Origin of the sequence: Sphingomonas sp. CFBP 13603 (assembly GCF_014892665.1) — a bacterium.
In the GTDB taxonomy this organism is placed as follows: Bacteria; Pseudomonadota; Alphaproteobacteria; order Sphingomonadales; family Sphingomonadaceae; genus Sphingomonas.
This window is the reverse complement of the sequence record NZ_JADBIA010000010.1, coordinates 24,169-45,457: the sequence shown is the minus strand read 5'-3', so window position 1 is coordinate 45,457 and position 21,289 is coordinate 24,169. Positions and strand designations below refer to the sequence as shown.

The following is a 21,289-nucleotide window of genomic DNA, read 5'->3' as shown; positions in this document are numbered from 1 at the left end:
CAATCACCCCATCGTCGGGATGACGAACGCGTCGTTATTGCGCGCCGGACCGCCATCCTCGGCCATCGCCGGCAGCGCGGAGCCATCCGGCCAACGCTGCGTGATCGTCTTGACCTTGGTCCAGAACTTCACGCCCTCCATCCCGTGCTGGTTGGTGTCGCCAAACGCCGAGCGCTTCCACCCACCAAACGTATGATACGCGACCGGCACCGGGATCGGCACGTTGATGCCGACCATCCCGACATTCACCCGCGCCGCGAACTCGCGCGCCGCGTGCCCGTTGCGCGTGAAGATCGCGACGCCGTTGCCGTATTGATGCTCGCTCGGCAGGCGCACCGCCTCCTCGAAATCGGCGGCGCGGACGATCTGCAGCACCGGCCCGAAGATCTCCTCCTTGTACGCCGACATCTCCGTCGTCACGTGATCGAACAGCGAAGGCCCAATGAAGAAGCCCTTCTCATGCCCCTGCAACGCGAACCCGCGCCCATCGACGACCAGTTCCGCGCCCTCGTCGACGCCGGTCTGGATCCAGTTCTCGATCCGGGTGCGATGCGCCGCGTTCACCACCGGTCCGTAGTGCGCGTCGTTGTCGGTCGACACGCCAACCCGCAAAGCGGCGATCGCCGGGATCAGCTTCTCCCGCAGCGCGATCGCCGTCTTCTCGCCGACCGGCACCACCACCGGCAACGCCATGCAGCGCTCGCCGGCGCTCCCGAACGCCGCACCCGAAAGGTCGGCGACGACCTGGTCGAGGTCCGCGTCGGGCATGACGATCCCGTGGTTCTTCGCGCCGCCCATCGCCTGGACGCGCTTGCCCGCCTCGACGCCGCGGCGGTACACGTAATGCGCGATGTCGGACGATCCGACGAAGCTCACCGCCGAGATCGCCGCGTGATCGAGGATCGCGTCGACCATTTCCTTGTCGCCGTGGACGACCTGGAAGATGCCCTCGGGCAGCCCCGCCTCGACGAACAATTCGCCGAGCCGCACCGGCACCGAAGGATCGCGCTCACTGGGCTTGAGGATGAACGCATTGCCCGTGGCGATCGCGACGCCCGACATCCACAGCGGGATCATCGCCGGGAAGTTGAACGGCGTGATCCCCGCGCCAATGCCTAATGGCTGGCGCATCGAATAGACGTCGATCCCCGGCCCGGCGCCCTGCGTATATTCACCCTTGAGGATGTGCGGGATGCCGCAGCAAAACTCGATCACCTCGAGCCCGCGCTGTATGTCGCCCTTCGAATCCGCGATCACCTTGCCGTGCTCGGACGAGAGCAGTCGCGCGAGTTCGTCCATGTTCGCTTCGACGAGCCGCTTGAACTCGAACATGACGCGCGCACGACGCTGCGGGTTGGTCGCGGCCCAGCCCGGCTGCGCCTTCTGCGCGGCAGCGACCGCCACATCCAGGTCCTTCGCGCCCGACAGCCGCACGCGCGCCTGCACCTCGCCCGAATTCGGGTCGAACACGTCGCCGAAGCGCTCGGCCGTGCTGGCCGCACCGCTCACGAAATTCTCGATCGTCCGCATGGGCATCCTCTTCTAGTTGCCCGCATCGTCCGCCATAAGCGTTTCGCAGCCAAGTGGGGCTGTTTGCAGATACGCTCTGCAGATATGCAGCATAGGGTGAGGCGTTCATGGATTGGGACGACGTCCGGTATTTCCTCGCTTTGGCGCGCACGCACAGGCTCGGGCCAGCCGCCAAACTGCTCGGACAGGACGCGACGACAGTCTCGCGGCGGCTGCAAAGACTTGAACGCCGACTCCAGACGACGTTGTTCGAACAGACCGTGGCGGGATACGCGCTGACCGAGCGTGGCGCGGCGCTGCTCGACCATGCCGAGACGATGGAGGCGTCCGCGCTCGGCATCCAGGAAGTCGTCGGCAATGACGCCGGCGTGCTCGCCGGCCCGATCCGGTTGAGCGTCTCGGAAGGCTTCGGCAGCCGTATCCTCGCGCCGCGGCTCGCGTCGTTCACCAACCAGCATCCGCGGATCGCGGTCGACCTGATCGCGTCGACCGGGTTCCTAAACCCCTCACGGCGAGAGGCGGATATCGCGGTGATGCTCGCGCGACCGAAAAGCGGACCGTTGGTCGCGCGAAAGCTGACGGACTATCACCTCGGCCTCTACGCGCATCCTGATCACCTCGCGCGGACCGGGCCGATCGCGACCACTGCGGACCTGATGCGGCACCGGCTGATAGGCTACGTACCCGACATGATCTACGCGCCCGAACTCCGCTATCTTGCGGAGATCGACGGGCGGCTCGATGCGTCGATCCGCAGCTCGAGCATCGTCGCTCAGGCCGAACTGATCGCGGCAGGAGCGGGCTGCGGGATACTCCCGTGCTTCATCGGCGACCAGATGCCGGGACTGGTGCGCGTGCTGCCCGAAGCAGTGGACATCGCGCGCTCGTTCTGGCTCGTCGTCCACCGCGACGTCCGGCGGATCGCGCGGATCGATCGGTTCATCGCCTGGCTCGACGCGACGATCGCCGCGCTCAAACCGTTGATGCTCGGTACGATTGGCGCTTCCGGTTGAGGCTCGTATAGGCTCGCACTGCCACGGCCCTGCCGTTTTCGCCCGGAGTGAAGCGTGATCCCCAAATTGTACCATGATGCCATCATCTGGATCGGCGACGGGACGGGACTGCCCGATGCCATCCTGCATATCCACGCCGGCATGGCGCTGTTGATGATAGCGCGACTGGTTACGCGTCGTTCGTTCGGGACGTTCATCCCGTGGTGGGTCGTCGTCGCCGGTGAGGCCTTCAACGAGATCATGGACCGGCTGAGCTTCGGGTCCTGGCGCTGGGGAGATACCTCGCTGGACATCCTCAACACGCTGCTCTGGCCGACGGTGATCTGCCTCGGCGTGCGGCTCCGACCGATGATCGGGAAGCGCACGCGGTAGGTCGTACCGTCATCCTGACCAGAGTCAGGATGACGGACTGAAGGGTCAGCCCAGCGCGATGTAGCGTTGCAGGTGATAGTCCTCATCACCCAACTGGTGGTCGATCATCACCAGCCGCTTGGCGTAGTGCGACACCGCATACTCCCACGTCATGCCGATGCCGCCGTGGAGCTGGATCGTCTCCTCCGCGACCAGCGCACCAGTTCGCCCGATCGTGTATTTCGCAGCAGACAACGCTCGTTCCCGTGCCTTCGCATCATCACCGTCGAACGCCGACGCCGCATTGATCACCGCGGAGTGCGCCTGCTCGATTTCGAGCAACACCGTCGCCATGCGATGCTGGAGCGCCTGGAACTTGCCGATCGGCACGCCGAACTGTTTGCGGTCGCGAAGGTAGCCGAGCGTCGCCTCCTTGACGAACTCCATCGCACCGACCGCTTCGGCCGACAACGCGAGCAACCCCGCCCCGACCGCCGCATCGACGATCGCCTGCCCCTGCCCTTCGTCACCAACGCGCGCATCCGCACCGAGCGTGGCGTTCTCGAACGTCACGTCCCCGGCCGCACCACCCTCGACGACGTTGAAGCTGCGCACCGACACCCCCGCCGTATCCGCCGGCACGAGCAACACCAGCGGGTCGCCATCCTGCTCCACCGTCACAACGAACACCGATGCGGCGCCGGCCTGCGAGACGACCGCCTTCGTCCCGCTCAGCGTCCAGCCATTGCCACTCTTCGTCGCGGTCACCGGCGTCGCGCCATCCTCATGCGCGAACGCGGCGATCGTCTCGCCGGACACGATCCCGGCAAGCGTCTCGTCATGCCCGCCGGCCTTCGCCAGCGCACGCCCCGCCATCAGCGCACCGAGGAACGGCTCGACTACCAGCGCGCGGCCGAGCGCCTCGAACACCACCATGATGTCGAACCCACTGCCGCCGAAGCCGCCCGCCGCCTCGTCGAACAGCGCGGACACGATGCCGAGTTCATTCAACTGCTGCCAGACCGCCGGGTCGTACCCCGCCTCGCCATACGCTCCCGCGTTGCGCGTCTCGATCGGATAGCCGTCGCGCAGCGCCCGCACGAGCGTGTCGGCGAGCATGCGGCGGTCGTCGGTGTGTTCGAAGTTCATGGTATCACAGACCCAGGATGGCTTTGGAGATGATGTTCTTCTGGATCTCGTTCGACCCGCCGAAGATCGACAGTTTGCGGTTGTTGAAATAGCTCGGCGCCGCCATCGCCGCGTCCTCCGGGCCGACATCCTCGCCGTTCCACCCGGCCTCCAGAGCTTCGGGTATGTAGGGCGCCGCGTACGATCCATAGGCGCGACGCGTCAGCGAGGTGATCTCTTGGCGGATCTCGGTGCCCTTGATCTTGAGCATCGAACTCTCCGCACCCGGCGCACCGCCGCCCGCCACCGCCGCGAGCACGCGCAGGTTGGTCGTCTGCATGTTGGCCAAGTCGATCTCGACCCGTGCCATCCGCGCCGCGAACAACGGATCGTCGGCCAGCGAGCGCCCGCCCTTCTTCTGCATCTGCGCGACCTCCTTCAGCCGCTCGAACGACGCGATCGAGAAGCCGACGCCGGCGATGTTGGTGCGCTCGTAGGTCAGCAGGTACTTTGCGTAGGTCCAGCCCAGATTCTCCTCGCCGACGAGGTTGGCGACGGGCACCTCGACATCGGTGAAGAACACCTCGTTCACTTCCTGCTCTCCGTCGATCAGCGTGATCGGGCGGACTTCGATGCCGGGCGACTTCATGTCGATCAGCAGGAACGAGATCCCCTCCTGCTTCTTCGCCGTCGCGTCGGTGCGAACGAGGCAGAAGATCATGTCGGCATGCTGGCCGAGCGTCGTCCACGTCTTCTGGCCGTTGACGACGTAGACGTCGCCCTTCCTGACAGCCGTCGTCTTGAGCCCCGCGAGATCGGACCCCGCACCCGGCTCGGAATACCCCTGGCACCACCAGTCGGAGCCGTCGAGAATCCGCGGCAGCCACTGCTTCTTCTGCTCCTCCGAGCCGTATTTGATCAGCACCGGCCCGAGCATGTTCACCCCGAACGGCACGACGCGGGGCGCGTGCGCGAGCGCGGATTCATTGTCGAAGATGAAGCGCTGGATCACGCTCCAGCCCGGACCGCCCCACTCCTCGGGCCAGTGGTTCGCCAGCCATCCGCGTTCGTTGAGGATCGCGTGCCATTCCTCCATGTCCGACTTGCGCAGCCGCTTGCCCTCGCGGACCAGCGTCGAGAGGCGGGCGGGAAGTTTGTCGCGGAAGAAGCTGCGGACTTCCTCGCGGAAGGCTTCTTCCTCGGGCGTGAAGCTGAGATCCATGGCCATGTGACTCCTGATGTTGGAGCCTGTGTGCCACAGTCGATCGGGGAATTGAAGGACCGGTATGGTCTGGATAACCGAATTTGTCGTGCGGAGCGACGCAGGTTAATCCGAACGGTATCGCGGCCTATCAATCCTCCCCCGCCAGGGGGAGGTGGCACCGCAGGTGACGGAGGGGGAGGACACGGAACAGACGTAAGCCCTTTCCTCCCCCTCCGTCTGACAAGCGCCAGCCACCTCCCCCTTGCAGGGGAGGATCAGTAAAGCGTCAGAACCGGTAGCTGATCCAGCCAGCGAGGAAGTCGGAGTTCTTGTACCCCGCATTCGTCAGCGCAGGCCCCGCGATCAAATGCTCGTAACGCCCGGTGAACGACAGCCGCGAGGTGAACGGGTACACCGCCTGGAACCGCAGCGTATCGGCGATCTTCTTGCCCCCGAAATTCTGCGTCCCGGCAAACGCGGTCCCGTTCGCACGGTACACCGCATCGCTCGTCGTATCGCGCCACGAGCGCTGATACTCCGCGGTCATGCGCAGCTTGCCGAACGGCGTGAAGGTCACGTTGGGCGCCAGCGCGAGCAGGTTGGTCGGCGTCGCGAACAGCTGATAGCTGTAATAGATGTTGTTGCCGAACGGCGCCAACGAGTTGCGCAACGTGCCATTACCGTACGCGCCGCCGCCGCTCGCATAGTCCGCGTGGAAGCCGACGCGCGGCGCGGACTTGCCCTCGCCGAGCTTGTAGGTCTGCGCCAACAGGATCAGCCACGCCTTGATCGAGCGATTGTCGTACGAACCGCCCTGGTAATTGATCGTCCAGTCGAGATTGACCGGCCCTGCATCGCCCCAGACGTGGAGCCCGTAGAAATTGCGGACTTCGCGCGCATTGTCCGTGCCCCATACCGCCGCGCGGTTGCGCAGGCGCCACAGGAACGGATCGACGTACAGCTTCGAACCGCCGAACAGCGTCTCCGGCACGACGATGCCCGTCGAGATGCCCGAGAAGCGCCGCGCGCTCTCCGCATTGTCATCCTGAGTACCGCCATTGCCGTATGCAGTCGGCTTGAAATCGAACACGTCGGCACGGACGCCGGCGGTGCGCGCCCAGGCGCGGAAGCCGTTGAAACCGAAGAACAGCGTGTTGTTGTCGCGCGGCACGACCAGCAGGTTGGGACCGTCCGCAAACGTCTGGCGGCCATAGCGCACGCCGACATCGACATCGGCGACCGTCCCGGTCAGATCGACGAATGCCTGCTGGACGGCCAGCTTGTTGCGCAGGTTCGGCAGCGCGGTCCCGAGATTCTGCCCCTCCAGCGTCCCATGTGCGAGCTCGCCATAGAAACGGAGATGCTGGCCGACATGCAGGTCGGCGCCACCGAACAGGCGAAGAATGTCCTGTCGCTGTGCCTCGGCATCGCGCAGATTGGGGTTGGTCGTCTCGTTGACGCGGAACCGCGCCTCGCCCGACAGCGTCAGATAGACGTCGCCATCACCCGCGATCGAGATGAACTTCAGCTGGTCGACAATGTCCTTGCGCTTCTTCGGATCGCGCAGCTTCGACCAGTCCTCCGCCCAGCGCGACTGGTTGTAGCCACCCGCCGTCACGCCGTCGCCGATCGCGGCATTGGGATAGCTCTCGGCGATCGGCGAGGCTTCGGCGGTGCTCGACACGTCCTTGGCGCCGATATTGGCCTGCCGTGACGGCGGCGCCTCGGCCTGCGCGGTGGCGACATTCGCAAACGCGAAGATCGAGAGCGCGGACGTGGCAAGGCCAGCCGCGTGCCGCAAGCGGCGCATCGTCATCGAGGTCATAAGCAAGTTCCGGTACTGGCGAACGGGGACGGACTGGCCGTCCCCGCCGGCATCAATGGGCGGTAGCAGCGGCAGGGATCGCCGCCGGCACGAACTCGGGAAGCCTGCCCGACAGCGCAGCATCGAGCTTGTCGCGGTCGAGTGCGCCTTCCCAGCGGGCGACGACGATCGTCGCGACCGCGTTGCCGATGAAGTTGGTGAGGCTGCGGCACTCGCTCATGAAGCGATCGACGCCGAGGATCAGCGCCATGCCGGCGATCGGCACCGTCGGCACGATCGACAGTGTCGCGGCCAAGGTGATGAAGCCCGCGCCGGTGACGCCCGCGGCACCCTTCGAAGAGATCATCGCGACGACCAGCAGCAACAGTTCCTGGCCGAGCGTCAGATGCGTGTTGGTTGCCTGCGCGATGAACAACGCCGCCAGCGTCATGTAGATGTTGGTGCCGTCGAGGTTGAACGAATAGCCGGTCGGCACGACCAGCCCGACGACCGACTTCTCGCAGCCTGCCGCCTCCATCTTCTGGATCAGGTTCGGCAGCGCGGCTTCCGACGACGACGTACCGAGCACCAGTAGCAGCTCGGCCTTCAGATACTTGATCAGCTTGAAGATCGAGAAGCCCGTCAGGCGAGCGACGGTGCCAAGGATGACGATCACGAACAGCGCCGCGGTCAGATAGAAGGTCGCGACCAGCGCACCGAGATTGGCAAGGCTGCCGATCCCGTACTTCCCGATCGTGAACGCGATCGCGCCGAACGCACCGAGCGGAGCTGCGCGCATCAGGATGCCGACCAGCTTGAAGACGATCAGGCTGAGGCGCTCGAGGAAGTTCAGCACCGGCTTGGCAGGCTCGCCGACCAGGCTCAGCGAGATACCGAACAGGATCGCGACGAGCAGGATCTGGAGGATGTTGCCCTCGGTGAATGCGCTGACCATCGTGTCCGGGATGATGCTCATCAGGAACCCGGTGATCGTCGTCTCGTGCGCCTTCACGGTGTAATCCGCGATGCCCTTGGTATCGAGCGTGGCGGCGTCGATGTTCATCCCCGCGCCCGGCTGGACGACGTTGGCGACGATCAGGCCGACGATCAGCGCGAGCGTCGAGAAGAACAGGAAATACGCGAACGCCTTGCCCGCGACGCGGCCGACCGAGCCGAGCTCCTTCATACCGGCAATACCGGTGACGAGCGTCAGGAAGATCACCGGTGCGATGATCATCTTCACCAGCTTGATGAACGCGTCGCCGAGCGGCTTCAGCGCCGCACCATAGGTCGGATAGAAATGCCCGAGCGCCGCGCCGAGCGCGATCGCGATCAGGACCTGGATATAGAGCTGGCCGCTCCAGCGCTTCCGCGCGGGCGTTTCCGCGACGCCATATGTCTGGGTGGGTAGGGTCAACATCGCCTCCTGAAAACCTCGTCCACTGCCACGGGACGTTATGCTGACGGTAATGCCGGGCCGAACCAAGGACTACAAGACTATGTGGTCATGCGCATAAAACGTTGGTTTTGCGTGGTTTGCATACATACCCAGTCTTCAGATGTGCGAGAAATGCCGATTTTACGGAGTGGCGCGACCTAGTGGTGTGTGATAATCCGCACAGATGGCGCGGCTCCGATCCCCTCTTTTCATGACTGCGCTGGCGGTGCTGCTCGCGTTTGCCGCACTCGGTGTGATCGTCGCCGGAGTCGCCTCGGTCTACGGCCCGCGTGCGGTGGCGGACGCGACCGCGAGCGTACGGATGCGCGCGATCCAGCAGACCCGCAGCAACCTCCGGCTGCTCGAAGCCGAGTTGCAGACCTACCGCCTGCTCCCGGTCATGCTTGGTGAATATCCCGATGTCCGTGCGGCGCTGGCATCAGGCACCGTCGACCCGGCGCTCAACACCAAACTGGCCATGCTGGCGGAGCGAACCGGCGCCCCGGTGATCTACGCGCTCGATACGCAGGGCATGACGATCGCGGCGTCGAACGCCGGCCGCCCCGACAGCTTTCTCGGCCACGACTATCGCTACCGCGACTATTTCACCAAGGCGATGGCATCGGGCGCGACCGAGTTCTTCGCGCTGGGCAGCGTCAGCGGGCGCCCAGGCCTGTACCTGTCGCGCCGCATCGATCGCGCCGGACGACCGCTCGGCGTGGTGGTCGTCAAGGTCGAGTTCGGCACGATCGCCCGCGCGTGGATCCAGGACCGGATGGCGACCTTCGTCACCGATCCCGACGGCATCATCCTGATCGCGAGCGACCCCCGCCTGCAATTCCGTACGACGCGCCCGCTATCGTCGACGCGCCGCGCAGAACTGATCGCGACGCGGCAATTCGGTGCCTCCCCACTCGCGCCTGCGCCGCTCGTGCTCGACGCCGATCGCGCGCGCCTCGCCGACGGGACGCCGGCGGTAGAGGTCTCGCTGCCCGTACCGATCGCGAAGTGGCGGCTGGTGCATATGGAGCCGCTCGACGCCGCGCTGCGCACCGCCGCGGCCCGTACCCGCTGGGCGACCGCGATCGCGGCGCTGGCGACGATCGCGGCAATGCTGGCCGCGTGGTGGCTTCAGGAGCGGCGGAAGCGCAATGCCGGCGCCCGCGCCGAACTCGAGGCCGAGGTCGCCCGCCGCACCGCCGAGCTCCGCGCCACCGCCGACCGCCTCCAGATCGAGGTAGAGCAGCGCGAGGCCTCCGACCAGCGCTTCCGCCAGGCCCGCGAGGAACTAGCGCACGCCAACCGCGTCGGCTCGATCGGTACGATCACCGCCAGCGTCGCGCACGAGATCAACCAGCCCGTTGCCGCGATCCGGACCTTCGCCGACAATGCCGCGGCGTTCCTCGACCGCGGCGAACCCGCGCGGGCCGCAACCAATCTCCAGTCGATCGTCGACCTCACCAGCCGGATCGGCACCATCACCGCCGGGCTCAGGCGCTACGCACGGCGTGGCGCAGGCTCGATCGGTCCGGTAGCGCTAGACGAAGCGATCGACGGCGTCCGCCTGCTGATCGGCGACCGCTTCCGCGCCAAGGGCGTTACGCTCGACCTGCCGAACGGCCCCGAGGCGCGACTGACGGTGATCGCCGGTCGCGTCCGCCTGGAACAGGTGCTGGTCAACCTCCTCCAGAACGCGCTCGACGCGGTCGCCGACCGCCGAGATGCCCGCGTCAGCGTCACGGTCGGACGGAAAGGCCGCGACGTCGTGCTGACCGTCGCCGACAACGGCCCCGGCATCGAGCCCGACATCGCCGACCACCTCTTCACCCCGTTCGCGACGAGCAAGAAGGACGGCCTCGGGCTCGGCCTCGGCATCGCGCGCGACATCATGACAGAGTTCGGCGGCACGCTCGACCTCGTCCCCGCTCCAGAAGGCGCCATCTTCCGTATGATCCTGGTGAAGGCATGAGCGAGCAGGCCGTCTTACTCGTCGACGACGACGATGTGCTCCGCGGGGCGCTCGAGCAATCGTTCGAACTCGCCGGGATCGCGGTGATCGCCGAGCGCGACCCGACCGTGGCGCTCGCCCGCGTGACCGCCGGGTTCGACGGCGCGGTGGTGTCCGACATCCGCATGCCGAAAATGGACGGGCTCGAACTCTTCCGCCGGATCGCCGCGATCGACCACGAGATCCCGGTGCTGCTGATGACCGGCCACGGCGACGTCGCGATGGCGGTCGCCGCGCTCAAGAACGGCGCGTTCGACTTCATCCCGAAACCGTTCGCGACCGATCACCTGATCGCTGGCGCGCGCCGGGCGCTCGAAATGCGCCGCCTCGTGCTCGACAACCGCCGGCTCCGCGCCGCGGCGGAGGAAACCATCGGCGCCGAACCCCTGATCGGCGAAACCCCGGTGATGGTCCGCCTCCGCGAAACGATGCGCCAGATCGCCCAAGCCGACATCGACGTGCTGGTCGAAGGCGAGACCGGCACCGGCAAGGAACTCGTCGCTGTACTACTCCACCGCTGGAGCAACCGCAGGTCACGCCCGTTCGTCGCGGTCAACTGCGCCGCATTGCCCGAGGCGGTCGCCGAGATCGAGCTGTTCGGCCATGACGGCGATTCCCGCCTTCCCCGCACCGGCCGGATCGAGGCCTCGAACCGCGGCACGCTGTTCCTCGACGAGATCGCGAGCACGCTGCCGGCGTTCCAGGCAAAACTGCTCCGCGTGCTCGAGGAGCGCGAAGTGATGCCGGTCGGTGGCGACCTCCCGCGCGCACTCGATCTCCGCGTGATCGCCGCTGCCAAACCCGGCCTCGAACAGGCAGTCGACGAAGGCCGATTCCGCGCCGACCTCCTCTTCCGCCTCGACGCGGTACGCCTGCGCATCCCGCCGCTTAGAGAACGCCGCGATGACATACCGCTGCTGTTCGGGCATCTACTCCACCAGGCGGCGGAACGGTTCGGCCGCGAGGTCGCGACGATCGACACCGCCACGCTAGCCTATCTCGGCCAGCACGACTGGCCCGGCAACGTCCGCGAACTCGACAACCTCGCCAAACGCCTCGTGCTCCGAGTCGAGGCGGAAGAGGCGGTCGACGAAGACAGCGACATTCCCCTCCCCGCCCGCGTCGACAAGTTCGAGGAAGCGACGATCCGCGCGACCCTCCAACAAGTCAGCGGCGACGTCCGCTCGGCCCTGGCCGCGCTCGGCATCCCGCGGAAAACGTTCTACGACAAGCTCAAGCGCCACGACATCGACGTCGAGGCCTACCGACCGACCAAGGGCTAACGCTCAATCCTCCCCTACAAGGGGAGGTGGCAGCGCGCAGCGCTGACGGAGGGGTGATCCGCGCTCGATAGGGCGATACCCCTCCGTCGCTGCGCGACACCTCCCCTTGCAGGGGAGGACCGAACTAGGTCGGAATACCCGGCGGCGGCACCCCGCCCTGCCGCGTGGCGACGAACTTCGCGAGCGGAGGCCCGATCGACAACACTCCCAGAAACCGCAGCACCTGAAGCGCCATCACGAACGGCACATCCACCGGGCTCGACGCAGCGATGATCGCGACCGAATCCATCCCGCCCGGACTAGTCGCCAGATACGCGGTGACCGGATCGATCCCCCACCAGCGCGTCAACGCCGCCGCGATCCCGCCGCAGAACGCGATCAGCAACGCCACCGACAGCAGGATCCGTGGCATCGCCTTCCCCGCGACCCGCAGCGTATCGCGCGTGAACGACAGCCCGATCCGCCACCCGACCACTGCATAGCTGATCGCGAGCAACCACTGCGGCAACACCGGCTGCGCGACGCCTGTAACATTGAGCGCCGCTCCCGCGACCAGCGACCCGAGCAGAGCGCCCGCCGGCAACTTCAGCACGACGCCAACAGTCGCACCAACACCGGCAATCGCGATCGTCCGCAGCACGGCAACCGGATCGACCGCCGCGAACCACGTCGCGGCAACATGATGCCCGCTCCCGCCACCGACCATCACCGCCGCCAGCACCGACGCGACCACCGCCACGCTCACGACCCGCGTATACGTCATCACCGCGACCAGCCGCGAGTCCGCGCCGTACGCCTGCGCCATCAACACCATCGCGCTCGCCGCGCCGGGCGTCGATCCCCACACCGCGACGGTGCCTGGCAACACCTGCCACCGGCTCAGCAAATACCCGAGCACGCTGCTAGCGGCGAGCGTGACGAAATTGACCATCAGGAACACTGGCCAATGATCCGCCACCGTCGCGACGATCCCGGTCGTGATCGATCCCGCGATCAGCGTCCCGACCGCAGCCTGCGCACCCCGAAACGCCGAAGTCGGCACGCTCAGCGACCACCCCCGCACCGCCAGCACGACCGCAGCGATCATCGGCCCGAGCAGCAATCCCGCGGGCAGCCCGACCAGTTCCAGCACCCCCGCAATCACCGCCGACAGCGCGATCAATACGGCCCAGCGCCCGATCATGCCTTGGTAGCGAACCAGATCGTATGCCGCGCGCCGCCCTTCCGCGTCGCACGCGCAATCACTTCGTCGACCGCGAAACCCGCTTCGGCAAGTCGTGTGGCGAACGGCTTGCTCGGCGCGGACGACCACACGGCAAGCACCCCGCCCGGCCGCAATGCCACCCGCGCCAGAGACAATCCACGCGCCCCGTAAAGCCGATCGTTACCCGGCCGAGAAATCCCGTCCGGACCGTTGTCGACATCGAGCAGGATCGCGTCCCAATCACCCTCCGCGATCGCCGCGGCGACATCGCCCTCGAAAATGCGCGTCCGCGGATCGGTCAGGCTGTCCTCGTGCAGCGCCGCCATAGGCCCCCGCGCCCACTCGATCACCGCCGGCACGATCTCCGCAACCGCTACTTCCGCGTCAGGCACAAGCCGAGCCAGCGCCGCGCGGAGGGTAAACCCCATCCCAAGCCCGCCAATCAGCATCCGCACGCCCGGCCGCCCACCGATCCGGTCGCACGCCTGCACCGCCAGCGCCTCTTCCGACCCGCTCAACCGACTGTTCATCAACTCGTTCGCACCGAGCATGATCGAGAACTCGGCGCCACGCTGGAGGAGCCGGAGTTCACCCCCGCCCGGCACCTGCGCCGTTCCCAACAGCACCCGAGGGATCATGCCGACCAAGCCGCAATATCGTCCTGCTCGCCGATCAAGGCCAGCCCGTGCGCGATCGAGGTCAGTTCGCCGCCGCTCATGATCGCCGCCTCGCCGAACCGCTCGACGAAGATTTGCCGGATGCGCGCAATCAGTGACGATCCGCCGGTCAGGAACACCCGGTCGATCTCGCCACCACCGACGTTGGCGACCTCCAAGGCCCGATCGACCGCCGCCTCGATCCGCACGACGTCGTCGGTGATCCAGCCCTCGAACTGCGCCCGCGTCACGTCCGCCTCAATCTCCAGCCCAGCGCCCGCAAAGTGGAAATGCGCATCCTCGCCGCTCGACAGCGCGCGCTTGAGCGACCCGACCGCATCGTACAGCGGATAGCCCAGTTCGTTCTCGATCACCGCGATCATCCGCCCGATCGCATCCGGATCCACGGCGGTCTTCTGCAACCGCTCCAGTTCGGTCATCGTCTTGCGGTTGCGCATCAGCGCCAGCCTGGACCAGTCCGCGAAGTCGGCGAAATACGCGCGCGGAATCTCCAGTTCCTTGCCGAACGACTTGTACGCGCCGCCCTTGCCGAGCATCGGCAGCACCAGCCGGTCGAGAATCCGGTAATCGAACCGATCGCCCGCGATCCCCACGCCTGCATGCCCAAGCGGCGTACACCGCCGCGCCGCGCCCGGCTCGGCAACGCGCACGACCGAAAAGTCGCTCGTCCCGCCGCCGAAATCAGCCACCAGGATCGTCGCCGGCTCGGTCAGCCGCGTCGCATAGCTATACGCCGCACCGAGCGGTTCGTAGACGTAATGGATCTCCGCGCCGAAACCCTTGAACATCGCGTCATACCGCGTGCGGGCCAGTGCTTCGTCAGGCCGCGCACCAGCATATTCGACCGGCCGCCCCACCACGATCCGGTGCGGCCGCGTGTCGAGCTTGCCGCCCGCATGCGAAATCAGCTTTTCGAGAAACAGCTGGCCCATCTCCTCGAAGCGATAGCGCTTGTCGAACACCGAGGCCTGCTCGAACGTCTTCATCGCCGCGACCGACTTGAACGACTGGATGAACCGGCTGTCGAGCGGATATTCCATATACTCCGCGATCGCCCAAGGCCCCGCGTCCGACGCGAGCCCCTTGCCGCTGTCGTCCTGCCAGAAACACAACGCCGATCGAAACACCGGGCTAGTCTCGGCAGGGGCGGCGAACATCACCAGCTCCGGCGAACCGCCTTTGGTCCCCAGCGCCACGACGCTGTTGGTCGTGCCGAAATCCAGCCCCAAAGCGGGGCCGCCAGCGTCCGTCTGCATCGCGTCGTCCTTCAATGAACGCGCGCCTATGCCGATGCGAAGCGTGGGATGGCAACCGGTAAAGTCGGTTTCAGGGCAGGCGGCGAGCTTAGCGGCGCTTCAGCCGGACAAGCGCGGCATCGAGCGCGGAGAGGAAGCTCGACCGGTCGGCTTTCGAAAACGGTGCCGGGCCGCCGATGATGTCGCCACCCGCGCGCAGATCGGCCATGATCGCGCGCGTTGCGATCGCGCCGCCGATAGAACTGGTGGTGAAAGGCTTGCCGGTGTTGGCGAGCACGGTCGCGCCGGCTTTCACGCAGCGGTCGGCGAGCAGGATGTCGGCGGTGATCACGACCGACTTCGCATCGGCCTGTTCGGCGATCCAGTCGTCTGCGGCGTCGAACCCGTCGCTCACGACTACGCGCGAGATCAGCGGATGGATGGGGATGCGGAAATGGCTGTTCGCGACGATCGTCACGGGGACTTCGTGGCGCCACGCGACCTTGTAGATCTCGTCTTTGACCGGGCACGCGTCAGCGTCGACGAGGATGCGGATCGTGCTGGAAGATACGTTCGTCATCGTACACATCCCGAACCGCCCCGCTCATTCCCGTCATCCTGACGAAAGTCAGGATCCAGGATCAAGCAGGGCGGCGTTCGTTACTCTGGATCCTGACTTTCGTCAGGATGACGGAGTTCTTGAGGGCGGCGCGCCCTCCCCTATTGGGAAGGGCGCGCCGAGGCCCTCAGCTACGCTCGCGGTTACCACGGTACGGAGGCTTCCGCGCCGGAGCCGGGCCGCCACGGGGAGCCGAACGGTGCAGCGTCGAGCGAGGGCCGCTCGCATTGCTGCGACCACCGCCGCCGCCGTCATGCCGCGCACCGCTCTCGGGCGCACCCTGCATCGCCTCGATCGCAACGCCGCTCTCTTCCTCACCAGCCTGTGCGGTACGCTGGATCGCCGCCGAGAACCGCGACGCAACCGCCCGCGGAATCTCGAAAGCCGTTTCGTTCGGGCCGATGCGGATCGCGCCGATCTCCGACTTGGTGATGTGCCCGCGACGGCAGATCAGCGGCAGGATCCAGCGCGGATCGGCGTTCTGGCGACGGCCGATGTCCATGCGGAACCAGACGGTGTCCTCGAAGCCCGCGCGCGGCCCCTGCGAACGCTCGTCCTGCGTCGGCTGCTTGCTCTGGTCGATCAGATCCTCGGCTTGCGGCATCGTCGCGCGGTGCATATGCACCAGCGCGGCGGCGATATCTTCCGGCGTCTTCTCGGCCATCAGGCGGACGGCGAGCGCGCGATCCTCCTCCTCGACCTCGACCGGCTGCAACAGCATGCCGATCAGCCGCTCGTGATCGTTCTTGCGGATGTCCTCGGCGGTCGGGGCGTTGACCCACTCCGCGTTGATCTTGGCACCACGGAGCATCATCTCGACACGACGACGACGCGGGAACGGCACGATCAGGACGGCCGTGCCCTTCTTGCCCGCACGACCGGTACGACCCGAGCGATGCTGAAGCGTCTCGGCATCGCGCGGCAGCTCGACGTGCACGACCAGCGACAGCGTCGGCAGATCGATCCCGCGCGCAGCAACGTCGGTCGCGACGCAGACGCGTGCACGACGATCGCGCAGCGCCTGAAGCGCGGCGTTACGCTCGTTCTGCGAATGCTCGCCCGACAAGGCCACGGCGGCAAAGCCACGCTCGACCAGGCTCGCATGCAGATGACGCACGTTATCGCGAGTCGCGCAGAACAGCATCGCCGTCTCCGCCTCATGGAAGCGCAGCAGGTTGATCACCGCATGCTCGATCTCGGACGGCGAGACCGTGACGGCCTGGTACGAGATATCGCCATGACCGCGATCCTCGCCGACAGTCGAGATCCGCAGCGCGTCCTTCTGGTAACGCTTGGCGAGCGCGACGATCGGCCGCGGCATCGTCGCCGAGAACAGCAGCGTGCGACGGCTCTCGGGCGATGCGTCGAGGATCTGCTCGAGGTCTTCGCGGAAGCCCATGTCGAGCATCTCGTCGGCCTCGTCGAGCACCGCGACCTTAAGGGCCGACAGGTCGAGCGCGCCACGCTCCAGATGATCGCGCAGACGCCCCGGCGTACCGACGACGATATGCGCACCGTGCGCGAGCGAACGACGCTCCTTCGAGGCGTCCATCCCGCCGACGCAGGTCGAGATGCGCGCGCCGGCCTTGGCATAGAGCCACATCAGCTCGCGGCTGACCTGGAGCGCGAGCTCGCGAGTCGGCGCGATGCAGAGCACGAGCGGCTTGTGCGGCGCGGGCAGGCGCTGGACGCCGTCCTCGCCGGCTTCACCGAGCAGTTCGCCGGCCATCGCCAGGCCGAACGCGACGGTCTTGCCCGAGCCGGTCTGCGCCGACACGACGAGATCGCGACCGATCGCATTGTCCTCGATCACATGAGCCTGGACGGGGGTGAGCGCGGTATAGCCGCGCGCTTCGAGCGCCTCGGAAAGAAGCGACGGAATATTTGTAAAAGGCATGTACGTCCTAATTGGTGGCCGGCTTACGCAACGGCAAGGCACTGGCGTGGTGGTCCCTACAGGACTTGACCCGCGGCCCACCCGCTCGCCCATGCCCATTGGAAGTTGTAGCCGCCGAGCCACCCTGTGACATCGACCGCTTCGCCGACTGCATACAGCATTGGTACGCGTTTGGCTTGCATTGTTTGCGATGACAGTTCCGCGGTGCTGATTCCGCCCGCGGTGACCTCGGCCTTGGCATAGCCTTCCGAGCCGTTTGGCGTGAATTGCCAGTGACTTAGCGCGCGTTCGGCGTCCTGGAGTTTCCGGTCGGTGAGCGTGGAAATCTCGCTCGTCATCCCCAATCGCTCGCTCAAAGTCTCCGCGAGCCGGTCCGGAAGCGTGTTTCCGAGCAGTTTCCGGAGAGTCGCGCGCGGCGTGGTACGCTTGGCGGCGGGGAGCCAGCCGGACTCGCGATCGGGGAGGAAATCAATGCCGACGGGCTGGCCGTTGCGCCAATAGGACGACACCTGGAGGATCGCGGGGCCGGACAGGCCACGGTGCGTGAACAGCGCGGCTTCGCGGAACGCGGTCTTGCCGGCGGTCGCGACGACTTCGGCAGCGACTCCGGACAGTTCGCGGAACAGCGTCTCGTCGCCGCCGAGCGTCAGCGGGACGAGTGCGGGACGTGGTTCGACAACCTTCAACCCGAACTGCCGTGCGAGGTCATAAGCGAACCCGGTCGCGCCCATCTTCGGGATCGACGGGCCGCCGGTTGCGATCACCAGCGCGGGGGCGGTGACGGTGCGGCCGTCCAGCGACACGCGGTAGCGGCCGTCTGCATGGTCGACTCCGGTGACCGCGCGGCCGAGCGACAGGTCGACGCGGCCCTTGTCGCATTCGTCGAGGAGCATCTCGACGATCTGTCGTGCCGAGCCGTCGCAGAAGAGTTGGCCGAGCGTCTTCTCGTGCCACGCGATGCCGTAGGATTCGACGAGCGCGATGAAATCCTGCGCGGTGTAGCGGCCGAGTGCGGACTTGGCGAAATGCGGGTTGGCGGAGATGTAGCGGTCGGCGGCGGTGTGGACGTTGGTGAAATTGCACCGCCCTCCGCCGGAGATCAGGATCTTCTTGCCGGCCTGGTCCGCGTGATCGACGAGCAGGATCTTGCGCCCGCGCTGGCCGGCGACGGCGGCGCACATGAGGCCGGCGGCGCCTGCCCCGAGGATTATCGCGTCGTATTCGGACAAGTGTCGCTCCGTGCGGCTTGGTTGGGCGGGCAGCTAGTCAAGAATGTTTCCCCGCGAAGGCGGGGACCCAGACTGGGCTCCCGCCTTCGCGGGAGAACAAGGGGTGGCCGCTGTAGCGTGTTCGGGGTGTGCCACATAGGGAGTGCCCCGCATAACTGTTGGCCACACCGCGTCCAACACCAGAACCACCCCGGCGAAGGCCGGGGCCCAATTGGAAGACGGAAATGACGCACGTCACGCGCCGTTACCACGACCTTTCCAATTGGGCCCCGGCCTTCGCCGGGGCGGTGCCATTGGGGGCCGGATTTTCCGACGATATGGCGAAGGTTGCTGCGGGCCTTTCTACTTCCTCTCCCCTCCGGGGAGAGGGTCGGGGTGAGGGGCCGCCAAGCAGTGCACCGCCAAGAACAGCCCCTTACCCAACCCTCTCCCCGGAGGGGAGAGGGCTCTTTTCACCTCACCGCAGCTTGGCAATATTCAACGAGTCTTCCTTCGCCCGAACCTTCACCGACTCCTCGCTCCGGGTCAGCGCCTTGGCGATCGCCTTCAACGCCATGCCCTTCTTGGCGAGCGTGTGCAGCTTCTGGATCTCGTCCTGCGTCCACGCCTGACGATGCCGCTCGAATTTCGCCTCAGCCATCAGCCGTCATCCTTGTCGATCGCCAGAACCTCGATCGCATCCGCCTTGTCCGCAAACGCAACCGTCTCGCCAACCGCCGCGCCCATCAGCGCGCGCGCCAGCGGTGCCGAGAACGCCAGCCGGTCCTCGCCGGGCTCGGCCTCGTCACCACCGACGATCGCGATCACGCGCTCAGCTCCATTCATCCGAACCCGAACTCGCGACCCGATCCCAACCTCGTCCTCTTCCGGCGAAGGCGCGAGTTCGGCGGTCGTCTGGCGCGTGTGCCAATAGCGCAGGTCGCGAAGCAGCAGTTTGCGCGCCTCCTCGTCCGTCTCAGCCGCAACCGCAGCCTCGATCGCGACCACCCGCTCGCCGAGCAACCGAAGCCCGCGCGCGGTGACCAGATTAGGCCCCGGCGCGATCGGCTGTTCGAACTTGGGTTCGAGATGTTCCTCGTCACTCTCGCGACGGAAGGCGACGCTCACGCCCTTACTTCAGGCACGCGACGATCCCGGCGATCGCCGCCAGCGTGCCGTCGACGTTCTTCACCTTCACGACGTCCAGCCCAAGCTGCTCAGCCGGATAGTCGTTCCCGCCCGGGAAGATCGCGTCGCCGATGAACATCATCTTGTCGAGCGCGATGCCGCTCGCCTCGTTGAGCTTCTTCAGACCATACGCCTTGTCGACACCCTCACGCGTGATGTCGATCGAGGTCGCACCGCCCATGTTGATCGACAGCCCCGGCAGGCGCTTCTGCAGATCGGCCTGGATCACCTTGCGCTTGGCGAAGTCGGGATCCCAGCTGTGCTTCGCGTCGATCGGTGCTTCCTGGCCGAGTGCCGAGAACGTGATCTGGCTGCCACGATCCTCGATCCGCTCACCCCAGGTCTTCTCCGGCACGAATCCGGTGGCCTCGAGCGCCTCGTCGAACGCCTTGAGAATCTTCTGCTTCTCGTCGTCCTCGAACAGCTCGGCATACACTGCGCGCCATTCGCCATCGAAACGGTACAGCTTGGTCCCCGTCGTCGGCATCAGCCACAGCTTGGTGCGATCGGCCCGCTCGGGCAGGCGCGACGCGACCTGCTTCTCGAACTGCGGCCAGTCGCCGCCCGAGATCACCGCGACATGCGCGACGTCGAGCAGGTTCGCCAGTGCCTCGCCCATCGGCTCCTGCAGGGGCTGCTTGCTCTCGGCCAGCGTTCCATCGAGGTCGAAGGCAACCAACTCTTTCATGCGGAAACTCCAGTAAGGATAAACGTGTCGATCGCGTGGGCGACGCCGTCGGCATCGTTCGCGCTGGTAATCTCGTGCGCGACGTCACGGACGGCTTGCGGTGCGTTGCCCATCGCGATCGCCAGCTTGGCGCGCTTGAGCATCGCGATGTCGTTGGCCTGATCGCCGATCGCCGCGGTCTCGGTCAACGAGATACCGAACGCATCCGCCAGTTCCTCGATCCCGCTGCCCTTGTTGCCGGCGACGGGCGTGATGTCGAGGTAATAGGTCTGCGACTGGACGATCGTCGCCTGCGTATCGAACTTGGCGGCGACCTTGGCATGCAGGTTGCGCAACAAATCCTCGTCGTCGCTGACGAAAGTCACCTTGTCAGCCTTGGCGAGCAGAGCGGTGAAGTCGGAGACGATCACCGGGTCCTGCGCGGAGGCCTTCTTCTCGCTGCCGACATGGCCACCCTGGTCGGTGCTGGCGTACCAGACATCATCCGCGAAGAACCATGTATCGACCGGCGCGTCACCGATGATCTCCATCGCGCCACGCACGACATCGACGTCGATCATGTGGTGCTCGATCACGGTGCCGTCGCGCTTGAACACGATGCCGCCGTTGAACGCGCCCATCGGCTCGTCGATGCCGAGCAGGTCCGCGATCGGCATCATCCCCGACCGCGGCCGCGCGCTGATGATCGTGAAACCGAGGCCCGCCGCCTTCAGTCGCTTGACCGCGTCGACGGTCGCGGGCGTGACCTTCTTCTCCTTGTCGACGAGCGTGCCGTCGACATCGGAAACCAGGAGCTTGATATCGCTCATGCCAC

The 21,289-nt window shown here is 66.2% G+C and carries 19 protein-coding genes; 4 read left to right on the top strand and 15 right to left on the bottom strand.

Features of this window, described 5'->3' with window-relative positions; translation table 11 throughout:
- Positions 1–3: 3 nt before the first annotated feature.
- Positions 4–1,530, bottom strand: coding sequence for a CoA-acylating methylmalonate-semialdehyde dehydrogenase (locus IFR23_RS14835; RefSeq protein WP_192976574.1), 1,527 nt, complete (start codon positions 1,528–1,530; stop codon positions 4–6).
- A 107-nt stretch (positions 1,531–1,637) separates the two neighbouring features.
- On the opposite strand from IFR23_RS14835, the gene IFR23_RS14830 reads away from it, so the two are divergent.
- On the top strand, positions 1,638–2,543 hold the full coding sequence (locus IFR23_RS14830) for a LysR family transcriptional regulator (RefSeq protein ID WP_192976573.1): 906 nt from the start codon (positions 1,638–1,640) through the stop codon (positions 2,541–2,543).
- Between the two features lie 54 nt (positions 2,544–2,597).
- Entirely contained in the window at positions 2,598–2,915 is a 318-nt protein-coding gene (locus tag IFR23_RS14825; RefSeq protein WP_107963752.1) for a hypothetical protein, read from the top strand.
- Positions 2,916–2,960: 45 nt separating this feature from the next.
- On the opposite strand, the gene IFR23_RS14820 is transcribed toward IFR23_RS14825, so the two are convergent.
- The 4 genes from IFR23_RS14820 to IFR23_RS14805 form a co-directional block, all read right to left on the bottom strand.
- The gene (locus IFR23_RS14820) at positions 2,961–4,043 is read right to left on the bottom strand and encodes an acyl-CoA dehydrogenase family protein (RefSeq protein ID WP_192976572.1); all 1,083 of its coding nucleotides are present in this window, start codon (positions 4,041–4,043) and stop codon (positions 2,961–2,963) included.
- Between the two features lie 4 nt (positions 4,044–4,047).
- A complete protein-coding gene (locus IFR23_RS14815; RefSeq protein WP_192976669.1) occupies positions 4,048–5,244 on the bottom strand; it encodes an acyl-CoA dehydrogenase family protein in 1,197 nt (398 codons plus the stop codon).
- A gap of 268 nt (positions 5,245–5,512) precedes the next feature.
- The gene (locus IFR23_RS14810; protein ID WP_244655712.1) at positions 5,513–7,051 is read right to left on the bottom strand and encodes an alginate export family protein; all 1,539 of its coding nucleotides are present in this window, start codon (positions 7,049–7,051) and stop codon (positions 5,513–5,515) included.
- A 52-nt stretch (positions 7,052–7,103) separates the two neighbouring features.
- Positions 7,104–8,447 carry a dicarboxylate/amino acid:cation symporter gene (locus tag IFR23_RS14805; RefSeq protein ID WP_274599197.1) on the bottom strand — a complete coding sequence of 448 codons (1,344 nt, stop codon included), beginning with the start codon at positions 8,445–8,447 and terminating at the stop codon, positions 7,104–7,106.
- 232 nt (positions 8,448–8,679) lie between these two features.
- On the opposite strand from IFR23_RS14805, the gene IFR23_RS14800 reads away from it, so the two are divergent.
- Positions 8,680–10,437 (top strand): sensor histidine kinase, encoded by a 1,758-nt coding sequence (locus tag IFR23_RS14800; protein WP_197978466.1) that lies wholly within the window; start codon positions 8,680–8,682, stop codon positions 10,435–10,437.
- Positions 10,434–11,759, top strand: a complete 1,326-nt coding sequence (locus IFR23_RS14795; protein WP_192976570.1) for a sigma-54-dependent transcriptional regulator — start codon at positions 10,434–10,436, stop codon at positions 11,757–11,759. The genes IFR23_RS14800 and IFR23_RS14795 overlap by 4 nt, the downstream gene beginning before the upstream one ends.
- A 124-nt stretch (positions 11,760–11,883) precedes the next feature.
- On the opposite strand, the gene IFR23_RS14790 is transcribed toward IFR23_RS14795, so the two are convergent.
- The 10 genes from IFR23_RS14790 to IFR23_RS14745 all read right to left on the bottom strand — a co-directional run bounded on the left by IFR23_RS14790 (position 11,884) and on the right by IFR23_RS14745 (position 21,284).
- Positions 11,884–12,942 (bottom strand): AbrB family transcriptional regulator, encoded by a 1,059-nt coding sequence (locus IFR23_RS14790; RefSeq protein ID WP_192976569.1) that lies wholly within the window; start codon positions 12,940–12,942, stop codon positions 11,884–11,886.
- Positions 12,939–13,601: a spermidine synthase gene (locus IFR23_RS14785; RefSeq protein WP_192976666.1), complete on the bottom strand. Its 663-nt coding sequence runs from the start codon at positions 13,599–13,601 to the stop codon at positions 12,939–12,941. Before IFR23_RS14785 ends, IFR23_RS14790 begins: the two co-directional genes overlap by 4 nt.
- Positions 13,598–14,896, bottom strand: coding sequence for an Hsp70 family protein (locus tag IFR23_RS14780; protein ID WP_192976568.1), 1,299 nt, complete (start codon positions 14,894–14,896; stop codon positions 13,598–13,600). The genes IFR23_RS14785 and IFR23_RS14780 overlap by 4 nt, the downstream gene beginning before the upstream one ends.
- Positions 14,897–14,984: 88 nt before the next feature.
- Complete coding sequence (locus tag IFR23_RS14775) at positions 14,985–15,455, bottom strand: YaiI/YqxD family protein (RefSeq protein WP_192976567.1); 471 nt, start codon at positions 15,453–15,455, stop codon at positions 14,985–14,987.
- A 166-nt stretch (positions 15,456–15,621) separates the two neighbouring features.
- On the bottom strand, positions 15,622–17,391 hold the full coding sequence (locus IFR23_RS14770; RefSeq protein ID WP_192976566.1) for a DEAD/DEAH box helicase: 1,770 nt from the start codon (positions 17,389–17,391) through the stop codon (positions 15,622–15,624).
- Positions 17,392–17,447: 56 nt separating this feature from the next.
- Positions 17,448–18,620: an NAD(P)/FAD-dependent oxidoreductase gene (locus tag IFR23_RS14765; RefSeq protein ID WP_274599196.1), complete on the bottom strand. Its 1,173-nt coding sequence runs from the start codon at positions 18,618–18,620 to the stop codon at positions 17,448–17,450.
- A gap of 457 nt (positions 18,621–19,077) precedes the next feature.
- Positions 19,078–19,260: a hypothetical protein gene (locus tag IFR23_RS14760; protein WP_055881387.1), complete on the bottom strand. Its 183-nt coding sequence runs from the start codon at positions 19,258–19,260 to the stop codon at positions 19,078–19,080.
- A complete protein-coding gene (locus tag IFR23_RS14755) occupies positions 19,260–19,727 on the bottom strand; it encodes a GreA/GreB family elongation factor (RefSeq protein ID WP_192976565.1) in 468 nt (155 codons plus the stop codon). The genes IFR23_RS14760 and IFR23_RS14755 overlap by 1 nt, the downstream gene beginning before the upstream one ends.
- 4 nt (positions 19,728–19,731) lie before the next feature.
- Positions 19,732–20,475, bottom strand: coding sequence for an HAD-IIB family hydrolase (locus tag IFR23_RS14750; RefSeq protein WP_192976564.1), 744 nt, complete (start codon positions 20,473–20,475; stop codon positions 19,732–19,734).
- Entirely contained in the window at positions 20,472–21,284 is an 813-nt protein-coding gene (locus tag IFR23_RS14745; RefSeq protein ID WP_192976563.1) for a Cof-type HAD-IIB family hydrolase, read from the bottom strand. Before IFR23_RS14745 ends, IFR23_RS14750 begins: the two co-directional genes overlap by 4 nt.
- Positions 21,285–21,289 lie beyond the last annotated feature (5 nt).